The sequence below is a fragment of the Moraxella bovoculi genome (genome assembly GCF_000988745.2).
Lineage (GTDB): Bacteria > Pseudomonadota > Gammaproteobacteria > Pseudomonadales > Moraxellaceae > Moraxella > Moraxella bovoculi.
The window spans coordinates 1,844,214-1,861,787 of sequence record NZ_CP011381.2 but is presented as its reverse complement, the minus strand read 5'-3'; the positions used below and the strand labels follow the sequence as shown (position 1 = coordinate 1,861,787).

Below are 17,574 nucleotides of genomic sequence, written 5' to 3'. Positions count from 1 at the left end.
TTTTGGTTATGCTGCTAAGAGTTCTGCTATTCTGCGATTGCCTTGCCAGTAACCACGCCAATCATCAGAGGGCTTATTGTCTAGGCATCTGGAAACCAAATCATTAAAGATTTCACCGTTGCTCATTCTTCTGGTATCTTCTCTGTAAGCAATCTCGTTTGCATACTCATGTAGATACAAATTATCCATTTTATGAACTTGACCATAATACATGCGTTTAAAACGACTAAAGAAACTCTCGGCTAGGTTATTCGTCACGCCCTCATCTGAGCGATATTCTTTTTGATGGTTAACACGCTTTAAATCATGAAAGTAAATCAGATTGTCATAAGCTGGGCTTTCATCTGTGTGAATGGTACTGCCTTTTTCAATGTGCTTATTAGCCAGATCATTGATTACTTTGCTATTCTCAGATTTAGCCACAAATGCCATTGTACGTCTAGCGCCAATGAGATTAGGATCTTCAGTTTTTGGGAAGCTGTCGCGCATGACTAAGATTGCACGCTTCTTGGGGTTCTCATGCTGTTTTAGACGTCTATCAACACGATCTTGCTTTTTATTCTTAGGCTTTCTACTAGAGTGTACTTTATTGATACATTTATGCTCAATACCGTGCAGGCTGCCCACCCAGTATTATCTAGATATGTGAAAATGGCTTTATATTTTTTTGCGATAAGTGCTTGTAGCAACCAGACGATAAGCTCAATATAAGCCGTGAAAATTATGCTCTTAAACCCATATATGGTGTTAATAGCATAATTTCATAAAAATTACAAGATTGTTATTTTTCTTAGAATTATGCTATAACTAGATTTTATTTAACTGGACTAAATTTCTATGCAAGATCATAATGAAATTAATAAATTCATATCTGAAAGATTTGGGGATTGTTGTGTAACCGCCTTAGAAAGACAAAACTTGGGTGGTTCAAATAATTTTAAAGGAAATCGTTATGAGCAGCAGTTCGTCTTATTTAAGGTGTTTGACATTACTAGTCACAATATAAAAAATTTGGCCGACCATCAGATATCCCAACAGGAATACGGATTTGTTGATGATGTCTGTCACATCGATTTCAAAAACTCAATAAAACATAACTTTCAGCTTAAAAATTCTGAAAAATCAGCGGCTGATTGGACTGGTGAGCTGCAGGATAAATTTATTATGCAGTACGCAATTGATACAGAACACTTAAGTTATAAAAACTCACGCAACACTTTAGTTGTCTCTAGTCAAGATAAACAAACGCTTAATTTGAAAAAGATTCAGCAATCTGAACTTGATCCGAGTATTTGTAGCTGTATTTATATTCCAGATTGCCAAAATTTGTTGGAAATGTATACCAAAACCACATTAAAAGATAATGTTAAGAATCTGTTGCGGTCAGGGGTTGGAGATTCGGAGGTTGATTATGCCGTAAATCTTGTTCTTGGGATACTTCAATCCAATGGCGGTAAGTGCATAGCTGTGGAAGATATATTCAAACAAGCTCAATCGGAAGCCAATCCAAACCCTTTTATTCGTATACCGGGCATCAGACAAGAACGGTTTTTGGAACATCGAGTTAAAAATTTACTTGATAATTATTCACAAATCATTTCTTATCAAGTACAATATGAAAGCAATATGGTGGCATTTAATAAAGGTGGGTTTTCGTGGATTGTACCTTTAGATGCTATAAACAAACTGACAGATGAGGAATGTCTTGCCGTCAAGTCTATTGATCAATTGATAGAAATGTTGTTGCAGCTTACAGCGCAATCATTGATATGTAAGACAAACAAAATACTATGAGTCTGCACAATTACAGCAAATATGCCAATGATGATGCAAAAAATGCATTAGAAAATCTATTAAAAAGCACTGAACAGCCTACCCAGTATCGCCATAATATGACTCTATTGGGTGAGTTGCTTGGTCAGGTGGTAGCACCAATTATCAAGTCTAATAGCTTGTCTTTGGTGGTGTCTACTGCCGAGGATGCCGACTTTCTGCAACGAGGTATTGTTAGCAGTCTTGAAAAGGCTCATTTAAATAGCAAAATCGCTGTCTTTTGGAATAATCATTATCAACTCAGCAGTGGCTCTAGTGTCGCACCGATTATTTATAAATATATAGATTCTGATTTTCAGTTAGCAAACAATATTATCGTTGTTAAGTCTGTTATTTCCGGTAGTTGTGTTGTTAGAACCAATTTGATCGAAGTGCTTGAACAGGTAAAACAGGTAGACAAAATTTTTATTTTATCACCTGTAATGCATACAGATTCTGAGTTTAAATTAAAATCAGAATTTCCAAACAATCTTGCCGATAAGTTTAATTTTATTTATTTTGCTACTGATGCACAAAGAAATGATGACGGAGAGGTTGTTCCTGGTATCGGTGGTCAGATTTATAAATTATTAGGGATTGGAGATCAGCCTGTTTTAACAGGGTTTATACCCCAGGTGGTTCAGCAGAGAATTGCCACCCTCTAAATTTGGTGACATTTTATCCTTACATTGTTTTACGGGAAATAATTTGATTTAATCTATCAAAACGATTCTCTGTAAGAACAATGTATGCCCATCATACACAATAGACATACATTGTAATTGCTTTTTTGTTTTTACCGACTAAATCCACCATCCCTGCTAGTGATTTTGTTGACCGTTAGTGCTTGAATAACGACCGTTGCTTGTTGTGCTGGTTGTTGGGTGAAAACCTGTTCCGACTGCTTTTTTGCCGCTTGCTGTGCCTGATAGTCGGCAACACTTGGCAGGTTTGAATTGCCTTGTTCGGCTTTCAAAATTTCCTGCTCAAGTGATGCTTGTTTAGCATTGCGAGCATCAGGTAGGCTTGCAAGCTTGTCATTGATGTAATCATACCAACCCTTAAACACTTCTTGTCGTTCAGGCGGCAAATTGACAAGCTTATCAGCAAAATCTTGTCGCCCCATGTCGCTTGTAGCGAGCTGTGCGTCAAATTCATGCCGATTGGCTTTGTGAAGGTCATTCCAATCACTAAGCTTTTCTGCGCCATCGAGCTTGACAAACTGTGGCACGATCACTTTGGCATCCACTTTTTCGGCAGCTGCATTGGCTTTTTCGATGCCAGTATTGACTGCATTATTACGGTCATTATCAGCAGCGATATAGATGCGAGCGTCAGGCAAAGCGGCACGCACTTTTTCAGCGACTGGTGTTAAGTTGCCAGCATCAAATGCAACCACAACTGGTTTGCCAGTTTGTTCATGTAAAGTGGCAGCTGTGGCATAGCCTTCAGCAATCATCACATCTTTGGTATTATTTAAATCACCAATGACATGATAGCCTGATTTTTCACCATCCTTAACGAATGATTTAAAGCTACCATTATTGCCACTGATTGTCTGAAAAGTGCGTAAGTCGCCATGCTCATTGATTGCTGGCACAATCAAATCACCTTTGGTCAAGACTTGCTTTTCAATACCATGTGCTTTGAAATGCTCACGCATTTTTTTGCCCTCACGCCAATCATTAGCGATGGCAAGATTGGTATTGTCAAGATTGACCGTTTCTTTATCAGGTACGACATATAGACCATGTGCCACCACGCCTTTTTATCAAGATAAGGATGACTTTGTGCTGGATATGCATGATTTAAAATTAGCTTGACGGCATCAGCTGCTTGATTGTAACTTGCTTTTTGCTTGGCTTCGGCAGCTGTCTTGGCACGCTCAATATCTAGTGATGATGGCACTGATTTGACCACTGCATCTTTGGCTGTCCAGTTGGCTTCTTGACCAGTTTTAAAGTTCTTAACAGTCCCCCTTGGCACGCCATCCAAGTGCCCGATATAAGCACCTGACTTACCGGTTCTGTCTCCATCAACTTTGAGGCGATGCCAACACCCATCCATGATCGGATGTCCTGATTCTAAGTGCAGTCCATGAGCTTCCAGTTGGCGTGCAAATTCAGCCTCTGGACTGATAAATTCACGCACTGGTTCTGTCAGCCAAGGCTTGAATTTATCCAAATCGCTCCCAGCTGGCGCATACCAGTATTTATTTTCTTTATCCCATCTTGCACCCAGCGATGACGCAACATCTTTTTGTTCATAAGGCACAAAAAGGCGACGATTTTCAGCAGTAATATTGGCTTGCTGTTCTTGAGATAGTTCTGTGTTTTTAATCATCTCTCTTTGCTTATATTCAGCAATATCAGTCGCATAATCTTTAGCAAGTCCATTGGCAACCATATTTACAGCGGTCTGCAAACTATCATATACTTTGTCTCATTGCCATAATTGGCAATATATCCAATATGCTTGGCATTTTTATCAATAAATGCTTGCTCACTGATAAGTTTACCATCCTCCCATTCGCCAACATACAATCTTGCAATTTCAACATCTTTATCAAGTCGTTCATAAAGATAATTGACGCCTTCAGGTAGGTTGATGGTTTGCAATTCTTTTTCAAAATCAGACTGTTGCTGTCCATTATACATACTATGTGAGATATTGTGGTCAGCTTCCTGCTGCTGCTCAACTTCTGCCAATTTTTCTTGGGTTTTATCCAAATCCAAAACATAATTGGTGATTAAGTCAGCATCTTTGGCGGCTTTGAAAAATTCTTTTGGGTCATTTTCAATCACTGCTGCCCAGTTTTGCAGATAGGCATAGTGGTTTGATGGATCATGACCGATTTGCAATTCTTGACCGATCATCATACTTGCCATTTCAGCCCTTAACTCTTCCTTTGCGTATGAATAACTGCCAAATGCACCGCTTAAATCACGGTTTAGACGACTTTCATGACCTGTAGCGTGTGCCAGCTCGTGCAACACTGTGGCGTAGTAGGCGTCTTCTGACACAAATAATTCACGCTGTGGCAAAGTGATGGTGTCAGTTGATGGCGTGTAATACGCAGAATAATGGCCAGTTTTTTCAGGGATATGTTCAATTTTGACCCCTGAATTTTCCAAAATTGACTCTGCTTTTTCGTGGCGTTCAAATTCTGACAAAAGCGTTTCTTTGAGCTGACGCTCTGGCAGACCATCGATTTGCTTGGCATTAAAGACAGTGTAGATGCGCAGCATTGGTGGTAATTGCTTGGGTTCTCGCCCTTCAGATGCTGCTTGTTTTTTCTCTTTATCAATGTCTTCTTGGCTTGGAAATTTCCAAAAATGAATTTGTGTACCTTTTTCACCTTTACGAACCTGACCACCAGCTTCTTAGGCATTGTTAAAGGCCTATTTTTTCTTTTATATTTGTGCAGGTGCTACATAATGGCGAGAATATAGAGCCAATATTTCATTCTACATTCAATAGGCATACACCTTTGTTTTATTACTTCGAGACAATTTTTCTAGGAGATAATACTGACGGATTTTTGCCAAGTGGTATCAGAATAGACAAGCTAGATGGTCATTTATGGAGTGATTTTGAATATGATAAATATATGTATGATTTCAATATGAAATTTTAACTACTCTGTCAACTAAGTCCTTTCTTTCACGAAATAGATAGTGGCTTAGTTAAAGATGTTAAAATTATCACTCCAAATCAAGTGCGTACCGAGTTGCAAGATAAGCTAAATCAAGCACAAAAAAGATATGACGCTAATCCAACAGAGAAAAACAGAAATAGCTTAGAAAGGGCAAAATCTGATTTGGAAAATGCTATAAGAGACGGTGAATGTCTAATTAAAGGTATTGTGCCATGTAATTATATTGAAAAGGTAAAGTAATATCATGATTACTGAAGATATTTATAGTTTATTAAATGATATACCATCTCATGTTGATTATACTGATTTGGTAGAAGAGTTAGAATTGGAAGATGTTCCTAAAGAGCGAATAAATGCTATAATAAATATGCTTGATAGTGAAAAAGATATTTATATTTTATTTAGAGCATCTTTTATTTTGACCTCTTGGGGAATTGATGAAGGTTTTCAAAAATAACCCAATTGCTATATAATGGCAGTATTGATTATTTAATACAAAACAATCTAAAATTAAAAGATGACACATATAAACATGTACTATCATTATATATTAGCTACTGGGCTGTCAATTCAGATAATGGAAAAAATGAAGAAGCAAGAAAAAAATATATCAACCTATAAAGTTTATTATAGATTTGGCAAACATTAATCCTTTTCAAATTAGTTGTTTATTTTGGCTTGTTAAAGATAAAAATTTTAATGAATATATTCCATTATTGCAACAACACTTAAAATATTTATTAAATAAATATAGAGATATGTATTGGGAGATACATGATATATCTAAATTATTTTTAGATATTGGCTACCATTATTTTATCGAACAGACATTCTGTGATAATGATATAAAATTATCTGATTATGGTTTATAGCCGATGTAGGATCTGCCATCTGACGGGCAATAATGATGGATGTACTGTCCCAATATGTGTGCTGGCGTTTCCTTGAGAATCAAGGTCAATGACAAGCACATTCAAGCCAATATGTGCCATTTCCGCCGCCAAATGCACCACCGTTGCTGTTTTGCCACAGCCACCTTTATGATTGGCTACCGCAATAATTTTTGTCATGGTCTAAGTCCTATAAAATGTTCGAATTCGGACAGTCAATGATTAATGCTTGATTGTTATAATCAATTATGTTTGTATGATATACAAGTAAATTTAATCAAATTCGTAAAAAAATAGATGATTTTCATTAAAAATAACCATTTTTCTTGAAAAATATGGTTATTTAATCTTGAATGATAAATATTAATACCGCCACATTCCCTTTGTTTAAAATTCATGCTGAAATCTGTCTGTGCACTCCATTCTAAACATGATTGCCCACTTCACCCCTGCCCACCCAACCAATAAAAAACCACCAGCCAAGCCAATGCCTAACTGATGGTTTGATGCAGTATTTATCTGTCCGCTGGTTGAAAAAAACCGTTTGGTTAAAATTCCACCCCCAAACTCACCCCACCAGTCCATTCTTTTTTACCAAAGTATTGTGGTTGTCTGATGGGGCGTCCTGTAAACAGGTCGTAGTTTAGTTTTAGAGGCTTGATTTGCCCTTTGATGCCGATTGCTCCACCGACTAAGGTATGTCCTAGCAGTAGATTGTCTTGTTCTTTATTGGACATGGCGACAGTGCCAGCATCCAGCCCAAGATATAGGCTATGATTGGATTGTTTGATGGGGAAGCTGACATCTTGGCGTAGGGTGGCTCCCATGTCACCTGACAGCGTTCGCTCGCCATCAAAGCCGCGCACGCTGTATCGACCACCGATACTCATCCGCTCACTGGGCACTAGGGCTTTTTGAGCATATTGAGCTCTAAGATTTGCCTGATAGCCCATTTGATAATTATCACCAAGTTTAACAGGTGCGGCGAAGTTTAGGTTGAGTTTATAGATAGGGGTGCGTACCGTTCCCTCGTTAAATAGACTCTCAGGCGGTATTAGGGCATTAAATGTCCCTGTGCCACGTTGCACGCTAACATCTGTGGTAAGTTGTTTTTGCCCAAACCTCGTCTCGTGACGAATGCCTGCTGTCCAGCCTGAGATTTTGCGACGTTGCACATCAATCTCGGTATCATCAATATAATTCTTTTGCGATTTGGTAAACCCACCCACATTAAGCCATGTTTTACTTCTTGCATCTCGATGAGCCAAATAGCTGGCATTTAGACTGATGTTGTCTGAGTCACCACCATAAACATAGTCTTGATTAACCCCTGCTACGCTCTGATGATAAGTGTAGTGACTGGCACTGGCATTAAAGACGGTATTTTTAAGAGGCAGGACATAGCCTACGCTGTAATTTTCACTGCCACCTTTGGCACTTTTATGGGTATATTCACCCTTGTTGATGTCATTGCCCAAATCACGACCATAGGTCAAGTACAATAAATCGTTATGCCAAGTTGGATTGTCAAAACTTAGGGTAATACCGCCTTGGTATTTGCCTGTGGATTTTGACCCTGAATCATCAAGACTGAGACTGCCTCGCACCTTTCTTGATGCTGTGTAATTAATGTTCACATCGCTAGCACCCAACTCACCAGAGTCGCTTGGCGTGATAGAAAAATCAGCGTCGCTACTTGGCACTCGCTTTAGATTTTCAAGAGTAGTTTCTAAATGACGGATGTTTAGCACATCGCCAGTCTTAAAAGGCAAGGCAGTCTTAAAGTTGGCAGGAAGTCCTGTGTTATCTGTATAGACTGGCACACTACTACTTTTGGTATCAGCTTTGATTTGCCCCACAATACCAGCCACAACGGTCAAAACAAGTCGTCCATCCGACAGATTTTGATTGCCGACCAGCACTCTTGTGGTGGTATAGCCACGCTCAATGAGACGATTTTGGACATCACGGACGATGTTGTTAACATCATTAATGTTTAGACATTGGCCCAGAACACTACCTTTGCCATGTGTTAAGGGTGCTAGAACAAAGGAGAATTGCCCTAAATCCACCTTCTCATCAGCCTGTAGTGGTGCATAGGCGATTTCATGAATCACAAAACAAGGCAAATGCTCTTGGTTGACAACATGGGTAGAGTTTGGCTCAATGACAGGCGCATCAACTTGCACGCTAGGATTTGTCATCAATGACTGAGTTAGTGCTTCTTGTCTTTGTTCATTAAGCTTTATTTGTTGGCTCGTGACTTGAGAGAGGGTATTAGCATGGGCTGAATAACACAAGGTCAAAGAGACAGCCAATGCCAATCGTGTTGGTAAGGATAAAATACGGTAAGATGGGAGGTTGGTGTGAGTCATGGGTGTGGGTCTTTTTGGGGTTGGTTGTGGTTTAGGTATGAAACCAAACAAATTTAATGGGTTGGGTTTGGAATGTTGGGTTACGCTATCGCTAAATTGGCCTACGAGCTTGCGACACCATCTTAATTTTTTAAATTTTCCAGGTTCTTGCATTTTAGCGAACAGTTTAATATGTATTTTCTTGGAACTTTTAGATTATAATCACCTAGATTGTTAAAATATAGAAAATTATCCAGTTCTTTATGATTTAAAGGTCCCAATAGCTTTCCTCTTTTATAATCCAATACCCAATAGTCATAATCGCCCGTGTATACTACATTGGTATCATTCACAATAATTAACATATTAAGTATTAAAAGATAGTCTCCTTTCAATTGGGTATCAACAACTCCATCCAGTAAAACTCTATCAGTTTTTGAGTGTTTGGATTTCTCTATCAAATTTTTAGTTAGATTGAAATCTGTAAAGTAAAAATTATTACTTTCCATAAAAAAAGTACGATAAACCAAAATTATTATAACAATAATGAGAAATAAAATATTTTTTTATTTGTACATATGTTCATTGCAAACCCCTGATCATTTTAGGGTTAATATTTCCTTTAAATGAAATAGAATAAGATGTGCAACCAGACTTATTATTACAAGCAGGTCTACCTGTCAATGTTTCAAAGTTACGACCTAGAGTTTTAATATCTGTACCACCAAAACCCTTAACCGGCTTAATATCATAATCATAAATGTCATCAAAAACCCCATATGTACCATCCCTCCTCTTTACCAAAGTCAGCGTCCCTGTCACAGCCCATATTTCGTTTTTTTACAGACACAATAAAATAGAAATATTTGCAGATATTAGCACATCTTAATCATCAGATAAAGCAGATTAAATAACCAGGCGTGATTGTGTTGTTTTTTTGAGCAAAATGCTCAGTATAGCTCAAAAACCCCTTAGAACTTATCTTGTAATTTTAAGAATTAAACCTTCAACCCTTCCCATGCCATCCCTAAACGCATTCAAACGATTGGTAGCTTGATAAGCTAATGGTTTGATGAATAGGTAGGTTTTTAAGTTGATTTTTACGCGATTTTCCTTCAAACTTGATTAAGTTACTTAATCAAGTTGGATTGTGCGTCATGTCTGATATCAAAGAACCTTTAAACAAGACCAAAGGCTGTGGTCATGGCGGTAAAAGAGCCAATGCTGGGCGTAAATCGACTTTGGGTGAAAAGACGGTTGTCAAACGCATCCCCATCTCTTGTGTGCCGATTTTCGATGAGATATTGGCTGCCAAAAGAGCCTCTTATCACCTTAAGCCATCAAAGTACATGGGCAGATTGCCTGATGATGTGCTTTATTTATCAAACACACCAAGTAAATTAGACATCCCTTTATATCAGGAAAAAGTTGCTGCAGGCTTCCCCAGTCCTGCTGAAGGATATCTATCCAATGAGATTGACTTAAATGAGCTTTTGGTGACCAACCCACCTGCAACCATCATGATTCGCTGTGGTGGTTTGTCCATGCTAGATGCAGGGATTGATTTAGATGATCTGCTTATTGTTGATCGATCACCCATGGCAGAACATAATGACATTGTGCTGGCAAATGTGAACAATGAGTTTACCATTAAACGATTGGTACAAGGCGCACATGGGTTTGAGCTACATTCTGAGAACAACAGTGGCGATTATCCTAACTTCATACCCAGTGACGGTAATGAATGGTCCATTGTGGGCGTGGTGTCTCATGTCATTAAAAAAACACGGGGCGCATGGGGTCGCTAGAATGTATGCCTTGATTGATGGTAACAGCTTTTATTGTTCTTGTGAGCAAGTATTTAGACCTGCCTTAAAAGACAAAGCGGTTGTTGTTTTATCCAATAACGATGGTTGTGTGGTATCACGCACCGCACAAGCCAAAGCTTTGGGCATTAAGATGGGTGTGCCATACTTTCAGGTTAAGCATCTGGTGTCTCAAGGCTCATTGTTTGCTTTTAGCAGCAATTATGAACTGTATGGCGATATGTCTAATCGCATGATGAAAACCATTGAAGGCATGGTACCTGCTGTTGAGATTTATTCGATTGATGAATGCTTTGCGCAATTAAGTGGCATCAAAGACTTACAAGGGCTGGGCAGACAGATCAAACAGCGTGTCATGCAATGGGTGGGCATACCCACCTGTGTTGGTATTGCTCCCACCAAGACATTGGCCAAATTCTGCAATCACCTTGCTAAAAAACACCCTAAGCACTTTGGCGGGATTGTGGTGTGGACTGATTGGTCTTTTGATGTGCAGCAGCGCGCTTTAAAAAGCGAACCTGTGGGTGAAATCTGGGGAATTGGCAATAAGATTGCTGCCAAATTGGCAACATTGAACATCCATTCAGCTTGGGATTTTGTACAAGCAGACGAAAGCTTTATTAGACATCACTTTAACATCACTGTGGCAAAGACGCATTTAGAGATGAAAGGCTTGTCCTGTTTGGCATTAGAAGAAGTACAAAACAGACGTCATATTATGCGCAGTCGAAGTTTTGGTAAGTTGGTTGGTGATTTACAAGCTTTACAATCAGCAGTGACGCATCATGTTAAAAGCGGTGTGCAAGCACTTAGAAAAGAGCACAGCAAAGCTCATACCATCAGTGTGTTTATCCATACAGACAGATTTAGACAAGATGAGCAGTACAGTGGGTTAAAAACCATCGGATTGCCTCATGCCAGTGATGATGTGATACGCCTTCATCAAGCAGCCCAAGAATTATTAAAGCAGATATACAAACCTCAATATCGTTATAAAAAGTGCGGCATTATGCTTGGTGGATTAAGCCAAGGACCTTTTGAGCAGTCATTGCTGTTTGATGAAGCATCTGACGATGATAGATTAATGACGGCTTGGGGTGGGGTGATGACACGCTTTGGAAAGAACAGCATCACCCTTGGCACAGGATTATTAAACAAAGACTGGCAGATGAGAAGAGATCATTTGAGTCCTTGCTTTACAACGGATATTGATGGGTTGCTTGTGGTTGGAGGATTTCTAGCAGGCATTAAATAGCTAAAAATAGAGTATGAATTCTGTGGTATAATATAAATAGTTTGTATTAATTATAAACTACACATTGCTCCTAATATTTGATTATGGTTGTTTCTTATGAATGTATTATCATTATTTTCAGGATGTGGCGGCATGGATATTGGATTTGAGGGCGGATTTCAGTGCCTTTCTCGTTCAATTAATAATGATATGCATGCTGATTGGGTAGAAGAAAATTTAGGCGAATGGGTAAATTTACGAAAAACTGGTTTTAAAACAGTATTTGCTAACGATATTAAGCCTGATGCAAAGTCAGCTTGGTTGAATTATTTTTCAAAACATCGTTGCGATCTAGATGATGTGTATCACCTTGAAAGTATCGTGGATCTCGTTAGGCGCGCAAAAAAAGGTGAGAAGATATTCCCTGAGAATATTGATGTCGTTACGGGCGGTTTTCCTTGTCAGGATTTCTCTGTAGCTGGAAAAAGAAATGGCTTTAACTCCACAAAGAGCCATAACGGCAAAGTGCTTGAGATTGATGCACCGTCTGTAGAAAGCAGGGGTCAACTTTATATGTGGATGCGTGAGGTTATTAGTTTAACTCAACCTACCATTTTCATCGCAGAGAATGTAAAAGGATTGACAAACCTGAATGATGTTCAGAAAATTATCGAGAAAGACTTTTCGGAAGCGGCGAAAGGAGGGTATCTTGTTATGCCCGCCAAAGTTCTTCACGCTGCCGACTTTGGAGTTCCCCAATCCAGGGAAAGAGTTATTTTCTATGGATTCAAGAAATCAGCCCTAACTAGAGAGGCCTTGCAAGCATTAACTTTGGAAGAAGTGCCTGCATTATATAATCCTTACCCGTCGCCAACCCATTCATATACGGTGGAGAGCAGTAAACTCTGCCCTCCCGTAACCTGCATCGAAGCTTTTATTGGTCTTGGCGAACCCGAACTATCAGATGACAAAGCCCAACAAAAATATTCTAAGGCGAAATTTATGGGCAAGCATTGCCAAGGGCAGTCTGAAATTAAGCTAGATTCAATAGCGCCTACAATACGATCAGAGCATCACGGCAATATTGAATTCAGACGACTAAGTCTTGAAAATGGAGGTGTAAAAATTGATGAATTAAACAAAGGGATGAAAGAGCGCAGATTAACAGTTAGAGAATGTGCTCGAATTCAAACATTTCCTGATGACTATGAGTTTATTTTGCCCAAGACTGGAGTCAATGTTCCAGTATCAGCGAGTGCGGCTTACAAACTTGTTGGCAATGCAGTACCTTGCTTATTAGCATATCATATCGCTATGACTTTAAAGGACAAATGGAGTATTTATTTTGGACGGTAGAATTATTATTTCAAAAAACCCTTATGCAGATATTTCGGAATTCAAAGAATTATTGAAAAGGGTTGATCAATATTTAAACAACGATGCATTAATTCATGAGCAATATTATAGAGGAAGATCGGACACATTGTTGGAACAAGATGTTTTTAAATCCTTAGAACTTTGCTCAAAAGGCACGCCTTTTGAAAGTAGTATTGAGCTTGTTTCCGGAAAAAAATTTCCTGATATCGTTGCTTGCGGTTATTACGGTATTGAAGTCAAAAGTACAACGGGAGATAAGTGGGTTTCTTTAGGTGGAAGCATCTTGGAATCAACCAGAGTGCAAGGGGTTGAAAGAATCTTTATAACCTTTGGTAAGTTGGGTGGAGATATTAAATTTATCAGCCGCCCTTATGAGGATTGCATGGAAACGATTTCGGTAACTCATTACCCTAGATACAAAATTAATATGACTCTACAATCAGGAGAGACGATTTTTGATAAAATGAAAATCTCTTATGATGATTTAAGGAACATGGAAAATCCAATCAAGCCTGTTGCAGATTACCTAAAGCAGGGCTTACCTAAAGGAAAAAGATTGTGGTGGGCTGATTATAAAGATGAAGACGGTCATCCTCCAGTGCTAAGTTTATGGACAAAACTAACACAAGAAGAAAAGCGCAAGTACACTGCCATGGCATTTGCACTATATCCAGAGATTTTAGGTAATAGAAATGATAAATATCATGACTTATCGTTATGGTTGGTAACTAATTATTCTGTTGTTAACAACAATATTCGGGATACATTTTCAGCGGGAGGCATGGTCGAAGTCAATCAAATAAGGCTACCTGCCGTCTTCGGAAAAATGAGAGATCATAAAGAACTGATTCAAAAAATTTTAAATGAATTTAGTTCAGAGTGCTTGGCGGGTTTTTGGGGTGTGAGTGTAATTGAGAATGACAGGCTTGCTCAATGGATAAGACTTTGTGCTGAGTATGCGAGTGAGAGTGGAGGAAAAGACAAAGACGAATATCTTAATGTATTAAAATTCATATTCTCCTAATTATTTTTTCAAATCAATTCATTAAATATCCATCTTAGTAAGCTTGCACATTCTTAACCAATGCGAATTTTATTAGGTAAGCCGAATTGAATTACCTGCGAACATCGCCCTTTTAATGTAATATCTCCAAATCCATTAAGAGCTATTACAACAACGAGTCTAATTAAAAGGCAGCTAAAAACAAAAAGAACCCTCCAAATAAGAAGGGTTCTTTTTTAATCAATCTACAGCAAATCAACAGCTAAAAGGGCGCATTTATAAACGCTTCACAGCTTCGACAATAATAACCAGCATCAGTATTGGGTCTGTGATAATAAGGCGGGGTTACTTCGTAGTATTTACCACAGCCTTGGCATTGTATTGCGCTGTCATAGACCCTCACATCAAGCAATAGCCTGCTTAAGCTTTCAGGGCTTGCCTCATGATCACTACACAGCTTAGCAATCGCTTTGGCGCTGTCTTCTTTAGGATTGATCACATGCTCAAAGTATGCTTGGCACAGTGCTTTTTGTTCTTGTGCTACATATGATTGAAATACATAATGAATGGTCATGTTAATTTCCTTTGGTTTAAATCTATTTAAATTAAAGTATGTTAATTTAGGATGGTTTAGCTTTACATCACATCAGTCAAGCTCATGGCTTGGCAGATGAGCAATAAGCTCATCTCTTAACGCCAGATAAAGACTGTCATCATCATAAAGCTGTCTGTCTTTGATTTGATGTAGCTGTTCTTTTACCCATGTTAATACTGCCTCATGGTTGTTTAAGTAGTTAGGCACCTCTAAAAACATGCCCATGCCAAATCCTCGTTGAATCTGCAGCTCTTTAATTAGTATCTTGGCAATCTTGAATGAAAGCCTGATCACCTCTTGATGATCCTGCATGTCTTTTAAGACATCGGTCAATAGCATATTGCTTGATAGATGATTTATCATGCCGTCACCGCCTCATCTTCGTGATTATCCCATGTTAAATCGTTGGTATCTGGCTTGGGTAAATTTGCCAAGTAAAACGCATCTTTACCATGTTTGCTTTGCATTAACAGCGCATGAAAGGCGCTGCCATCTTGTCTTGTGGCATTAGGTACGTAGCGACTGTAGACTTTAAAGAGCATCATGGTGCTAACATGACCCATCTGTTTGGCTATCCACTCTGGCGCCTCTCCTGCTGCCAGCCATAGCGTGGCTGCTGTATGACGCGTCTGATAGGCACTTCTTGCTTTTAGTCTTAAAAACCTTAAAGTGGGATGCCAAACCCTGCGATTTACGTTGCGATAGCTGAGTGGTTCACCATCACGGGTGCAAAACACAAATTCAGATTTATCAAAGGTCACTTTCTTTTGTGCCAAGAGTGCCTCATACACAAATGGCGCCATGTCAATCTCACGAGAGGATTCGGTGGTCTTAGGAGGGCCCATCACACCATTGACCAGCGCCTGTCTGATTTTGATTTGACGCTTCTCAAAGTCTACATGCTCCCACGTCAATCCATCAATTTCACTGGTTCGCATTCCTGTAAAGAATCGGACGATGTAGTAGTTTTTAAAGTCAGCTCTGACCGCACCAATAAAACGCCATACTTCATCAATACTCAGCGGTGTGATGTCACTTTTTTCAACCTTAAGCTGTCTGATGTCAACAGTAGGATCATTAAAGTTGTAGCGTTTTGACGCCTCTTTTAGTATCATGTACAAAGTTGCCATGATTGAGTTAATTCTGGTAGCTGACAGGGTGTGTTTGGTCGTTTTGTGGGTCACTTTGGCCAGAGAGCTACGAAACGCCAACACATCCGCTCTATCTATTTTTGATATGGCACGCCTATCAAAGACAGGTATTAAATACTTATTGATGATGATTCTAAGCTTTTCTTGATAAGTTGTCCGCCATTCAATACACCTTTCATTAAACCATTGCCAAACAAACTCTCCAAACAGTGGTACGCCACTTTGTAAGTTTTGTCGTCTTTCACCCAGCTCTTCAAAATAGTCAACCTTGTCGCTTTTTGGGAAATACTGCTCATAACTAAAACTACCAAGCAATATTTCAGCCTCCATTCTCTCTAGAATCTTTGCAAGCTTCTTTCGATTGGCAGGTGTGTCGGTTAGATTGGTTTTTTCTCGGCAGCGGGTGTTCATATAGGTAAAATCGATAAAAAGGAACGAGCTACCCTTTCTAGTTCTAATACTAGCCATAATATCTCCCTATTACTGTAATGCCATACAAAGTGAAGAATGATTGAAATACTCCGCCATGTCTTTTTCGATTCGCTCCCAGATGTACAGGATTTTACGACCGCCAAAGGGACGTATGTAATGCACACCTTCAAGCAAAACACTGTCTTTTAATTGGTTGCGAATGGTTCTCTCATCATACTTGATGCGATGGGAAAGCTCTTGAGTTGTGAGGTAGGTTTGTGTCATAATAAATACCTTTTAAGTATGATTTTTTACGTACATGCATATATAAAACATTAGTATGCACTCCAAAGAGATTTAAATTACCTCTTAGATAGTAATTTTTATCTCTTAGGCGTACTATAACCTATTTTTACCACTATGTAAATACTTTTTATCACAAAAAAGGTAGTTTTTATGATTTTAAATAAATTTGCTGTTGTTTTGGCTGAGAAAAGGTTGCGCGTAGCTGATGTTGTTCGTGCCACAGGTATGAGCAAGTCAACATTGCATAAACTTTATAATGATGAGTCTTCAAGAATTGATTTTGAGACAATTGATAAGCTTTGTGAATTTTTGGAGGTGAATGTTGGCGATTTATTTGAATATAAGCCAAACAAACAAGCATCCACGCATGGCAATGAGTAAAAAGTCAAAAAATAGGTTGGGGTCATTTGGGCCAAATTCTCACAACATGAAATTTAACCCAAGGCACAAATAAGGCACAAATAAGGCACAAATAAGGCACAAATAATTTTCGGTGCTTTATGACTCTTTCGTTGTTGGTCATTCAATAGGTCTGAATCAATCTTACAACCCATTGATTTAAAACAATAAAAAAGCCTAAATCTTTCGATTTAGGCTTTTTAAAAATTGGAGCGGGAAACGAGATTCGAACTCGCGACCCCAACCTTGGCAAGGTTGTGCTCTACCAACTGAGCTATTCCCGCAATGTTGCGATGTATTGAAAATTTGGAGCGGGAAACGAGATTCGAACTCGCGACCCCAACCTTGGCAAGGTTGTGCTCTACCAACTGAGCTATTCCCGCAATTTTCAAGATTGTCAATTCAACAAATCATTGCATGGGTGCGTATTATATAGATTTTTATTCATACGTCAAGATTTTTTTGATAAAAATATAAAAAATTTTAGTAAAATTTTAAAAATACCATTAATTTCAATCAGTTATGCTTTTTAAAAAATTAAAAAAGCCCACCAAAAAC

The 17,574-nt window shown here is 38.7% G+C and carries 17 protein-coding genes, 2 tRNA genes and 2 pseudogenes; 8 read left to right on the top strand and 13 right to left on the bottom strand.

All coding sequences use genetic code 11. From position 1 onward, the window contains the following. Positions 1 to 6: 6 nt before the first annotated feature. Positions 7 to 627: an IS1595 family transposase gene (locus tag AAX10_RS08640; protein ID WP_080947132.1), complete on the bottom strand. Its 621-nt coding sequence runs from the start codon at positions 625 to 627 to the stop codon at positions 7 to 9. A gap of 210 nt (positions 628 to 837) precedes the next feature. Here AAX10_RS08640 and AAX10_RS08635 point away from each other — a divergent pair, with 210 nt between their 5' ends. Both AAX10_RS08635 and AAX10_RS08630 read left to right on the top strand, forming a co-directional pair. Then, positions 838 to 1,794, top strand: a complete 957-nt coding sequence (locus AAX10_RS08635) for a hypothetical protein (protein ID WP_080947131.1) — start codon at positions 838 to 840, stop codon at positions 1,792 to 1,794. After that, positions 1,791 to 2,477, top strand: a complete 687-nt coding sequence (locus AAX10_RS08630; RefSeq protein WP_046698680.1) for a hypothetical protein — start codon at positions 1,791 to 1,793, stop codon at positions 2,475 to 2,477. Before AAX10_RS08635 ends, AAX10_RS08630 begins: the two co-directional genes overlap by 4 nt. Before the next feature lie 131 nt (positions 2,478 to 2,608). On the opposite strand, the gene AAX10_RS08625 is transcribed toward AAX10_RS08630, so the two are convergent. The 4 genes and pseudogenes from AAX10_RS08625 to AAX10_RS10530 form a co-directional block, all read right to left on the bottom strand. Next, positions 2,609 to 3,271: a toprim domain-containing protein gene (locus tag AAX10_RS08625; RefSeq protein ID WP_226997853.1), complete on the bottom strand. Its 663-nt coding sequence runs from the start codon at positions 3,269 to 3,271 to the stop codon at positions 2,609 to 2,611. 158 nt (positions 3,272 to 3,429) lie between these two features. Continuing rightward, positions 3,430 to 4,155: a DUF5710 domain-containing protein gene (locus tag AAX10_RS10380; RefSeq protein WP_226997767.1), complete on the bottom strand. Its 726-nt coding sequence runs from the start codon at positions 4,153 to 4,155 to the stop codon at positions 3,430 to 3,432. 65 nt (positions 4,156 to 4,220) lie between these two features. Beyond that, positions 4,221 to 5,060 (bottom strand): ArdC family protein, encoded by an 840-nt coding sequence (locus tag AAX10_RS08620; protein ID WP_158580356.1) that lies wholly within the window; start codon positions 5,058 to 5,060, stop codon positions 4,221 to 4,223. After that, positions 5,049 to 5,183: pseudogene (locus AAX10_RS10530) on the bottom strand (ArdC-like ssDNA-binding domain-containing protein); the annotation flags it as partial. The pseudogene AAX10_RS10530 and the gene AAX10_RS08620, both read right to left, overlap by 12 nt. 531 nt (positions 5,184 to 5,714) lie before the next feature. Here AAX10_RS10530 and AAX10_RS08610 point away from each other — a divergent pair. After that, entirely contained in the window at positions 5,715 to 5,927 is a 213-nt protein-coding gene (locus AAX10_RS08610) for a hypothetical protein (RefSeq protein WP_080947128.1), read from the top strand. Positions 5,928 to 6,375: 448 nt separating this feature from the next. Here the strand turns inward: AAX10_RS08610 and AAX10_RS08605 are convergent. Together AAX10_RS08605 and AAX10_RS08600 are read right to left on the bottom strand one after the other, a co-directional pair. Further along, a pseudogene (locus AAX10_RS08605) lies at positions 6,376 to 6,540 on the bottom strand (ParA family protein); the annotation flags it as partial. Positions 6,541 to 6,908: 368 nt separating this feature from the next. Continuing rightward, the gene (locus tag AAX10_RS08600; protein ID WP_158580354.1) at positions 6,909 to 8,735 is read right to left on the bottom strand and encodes a ShlB/FhaC/HecB family hemolysin secretion/activation protein; all 1,827 of its coding nucleotides are present in this window, start codon (positions 8,733 to 8,735) and stop codon (positions 6,909 to 6,911) included. Between the two features lie 1,136 nt (positions 8,736 to 9,871). Between AAX10_RS08600 and AAX10_RS08595 the strand changes: the two genes are divergently transcribed. The 4 genes from AAX10_RS08595 (at position 9,872) to AAX10_RS08580 (ending at position 14,175) form a co-directional block, all read left to right on the top strand. Further along, entirely contained in the window at positions 9,872 to 10,522 is a 651-nt protein-coding gene (locus AAX10_RS08595; RefSeq protein WP_046698674.1) for a LexA family protein, read from the top strand. Next, positions 10,485 to 11,795 (top strand): Y-family DNA polymerase, encoded by a 1,311-nt coding sequence (locus AAX10_RS08590; RefSeq protein WP_205527003.1) that lies wholly within the window; start codon positions 10,485 to 10,487, stop codon positions 11,793 to 11,795. Before AAX10_RS08595 ends, AAX10_RS08590 begins: the two co-directional genes overlap by 38 nt. A gap of 96 nt (positions 11,796 to 11,891) precedes the next feature. Next, on the top strand, positions 11,892 to 13,130 hold the full coding sequence (locus tag AAX10_RS08585) for a DNA cytosine methyltransferase (protein ID WP_046698672.1): 1,239 nt from the start codon (positions 11,892 to 11,894) through the stop codon (positions 13,128 to 13,130). Continuing rightward, on the top strand, positions 13,120 to 14,175 hold the full coding sequence (locus AAX10_RS08580; protein ID WP_080947126.1) for a hypothetical protein: 1,056 nt from the start codon (positions 13,120 to 13,122) through the stop codon (positions 14,173 to 14,175). The genes AAX10_RS08585 and AAX10_RS08580 overlap by 11 nt, the downstream gene beginning before the upstream one ends. Before the next feature lie 241 nt (positions 14,176 to 14,416). On the opposite strand, the gene AAX10_RS08575 is transcribed toward AAX10_RS08580, so the two are convergent. From AAX10_RS08575 to AAX10_RS08560, 4 genes are all read right to left on the bottom strand, one after another. Then, on the bottom strand, positions 14,417 to 14,728 hold the full coding sequence (locus tag AAX10_RS08575; RefSeq protein ID WP_046700387.1) for a hypothetical protein: 312 nt from the start codon (positions 14,726 to 14,728) through the stop codon (positions 14,417 to 14,419). 72 nt (positions 14,729 to 14,800) lie between these two features. Continuing rightward, positions 14,801 to 15,112 carry a hypothetical protein gene (locus AAX10_RS08570; RefSeq protein WP_046698670.1) on the bottom strand — a complete coding sequence of 104 codons (312 nt, stop codon included), beginning with the start codon at positions 15,110 to 15,112 and terminating at the stop codon, positions 14,801 to 14,803. Then, positions 15,109 to 16,368: an Arm DNA-binding domain-containing protein gene (locus AAX10_RS08565; protein WP_080947125.1), complete on the bottom strand. Its 1,260-nt coding sequence runs from the start codon at positions 16,366 to 16,368 to the stop codon at positions 15,109 to 15,111. The genes AAX10_RS08570 and AAX10_RS08565 overlap by 4 nt, the downstream gene beginning before the upstream one ends. Positions 16,369 to 16,380: 12 nt before the next feature. Further along, positions 16,381 to 16,596, bottom strand: coding sequence for a hypothetical protein (locus tag AAX10_RS08560; RefSeq protein WP_046698669.1), 216 nt, complete (start codon positions 16,594 to 16,596; stop codon positions 16,381 to 16,383). Positions 16,597 to 16,767: 171 nt separating this feature from the next. On the opposite strand from AAX10_RS08560, the gene AAX10_RS08555 reads away from it, so the two are divergent. Next, a complete protein-coding gene (locus AAX10_RS08555) occupies positions 16,768 to 16,998 on the top strand; it encodes a helix-turn-helix domain-containing protein (RefSeq protein ID WP_046698668.1) in 231 nt (76 codons plus the stop codon). A 226-nt stretch (positions 16,999 to 17,224) separates the two neighbouring features. Here AAX10_RS08555 and AAX10_RS08550 read toward each other — a convergent pair. Both AAX10_RS08550 and AAX10_RS08545 read right to left on the bottom strand, forming a co-directional pair. Next, positions 17,225 to 17,300 (bottom strand) — tRNA-Gly (locus AAX10_RS08550). Between the two features lie 23 nt (positions 17,301 to 17,323). After that, positions 17,324 to 17,399 (bottom strand) — tRNA-Gly (locus AAX10_RS08545). Positions 17,400 to 17,574: the final 175 nt, after the last annotated feature.

Excerpts from the sequence above, each read along its gene's own strand:
- AAX10_RS08635 (WP_080947131.1), top strand. The coding sequence starts at position 838 with ATGCAAGATCATAATGAAATTAATAAATTCATATCTGAAAGATTTGGG.
- AAX10_RS08630 (WP_046698680.1), top strand. The coding sequence starts at position 1,791 with ATGAGTCTGCACAATTACAGCAAATATGCCAATGATGATGCAAAAAAT.
- AAX10_RS08625 (WP_226997853.1), bottom strand. The coding sequence starts at position 3,271 with ATGATTGCTGAAGGCTATGCCACAGCTGCCACTTTACATGAACAAACT.
- AAX10_RS10380 (WP_226997767.1), bottom strand. The coding sequence starts at position 4,155 with ATGATTAAAAACACAGAACTATCTCAAGAACAGCAAGCCAATATTACT.
- AAX10_RS08620 (WP_158580356.1), bottom strand. The coding sequence starts at position 5,060 with ATGCTGCGCATCTACACTGTCTTTAATGCCAAGCAAATCGATGGTCTG.
- AAX10_RS08610 (WP_080947128.1), top strand. The coding sequence starts at position 5,715 with ATGATTACTGAAGATATTTATAGTTTATTAAATGATATACCATCTCAT.
- AAX10_RS08600 (WP_158580354.1), bottom strand. The coding sequence starts at position 8,735 with ATGACTCACACCAACCTCCCATCTTACCGTATTTTATCCTTACCAACA.
- AAX10_RS08595 (WP_046698674.1), top strand. The coding sequence starts at position 9,872 with ATGTCTGATATCAAAGAACCTTTAAACAAGACCAAAGGCTGTGGTCAT.
- AAX10_RS08590 (WP_205527003.1), top strand. The coding sequence starts at position 10,485 with ATGTCATTAAAAAAACACGGGGCGCATGGGGTCGCTAGAATGTATGCC.
- AAX10_RS08585 (WP_046698672.1), top strand. The coding sequence starts at position 11,892 with ATGAATGTATTATCATTATTTTCAGGATGTGGCGGCATGGATATTGGA.
- AAX10_RS08575 (WP_046700387.1), bottom strand. The coding sequence starts at position 14,728 with ATGACCATTCATTATGTATTTCAATCATATGTAGCACAAGAACAAAAA.
- AAX10_RS08570 (WP_046698670.1), bottom strand. The coding sequence starts at position 15,112 with ATGATAAATCATCTATCAAGCAATATGCTATTGACCGATGTCTTAAAA.
- AAX10_RS08565 (WP_080947125.1), bottom strand. The coding sequence starts at position 16,368 with ATGGCTAGTATTAGAACTAGAAAGGGTAGCTCGTTCCTTTTTATCGAT.
- AAX10_RS08560 (WP_046698669.1), bottom strand. The coding sequence starts at position 16,596 with ATGACACAAACCTACCTCACAACTCAAGAGCTTTCCCATCGCATCAAG.
- AAX10_RS08555 (WP_046698668.1), top strand. The coding sequence starts at position 16,768 with ATGATTTTAAATAAATTTGCTGTTGTTTTGGCTGAGAAAAGGTTGCGC.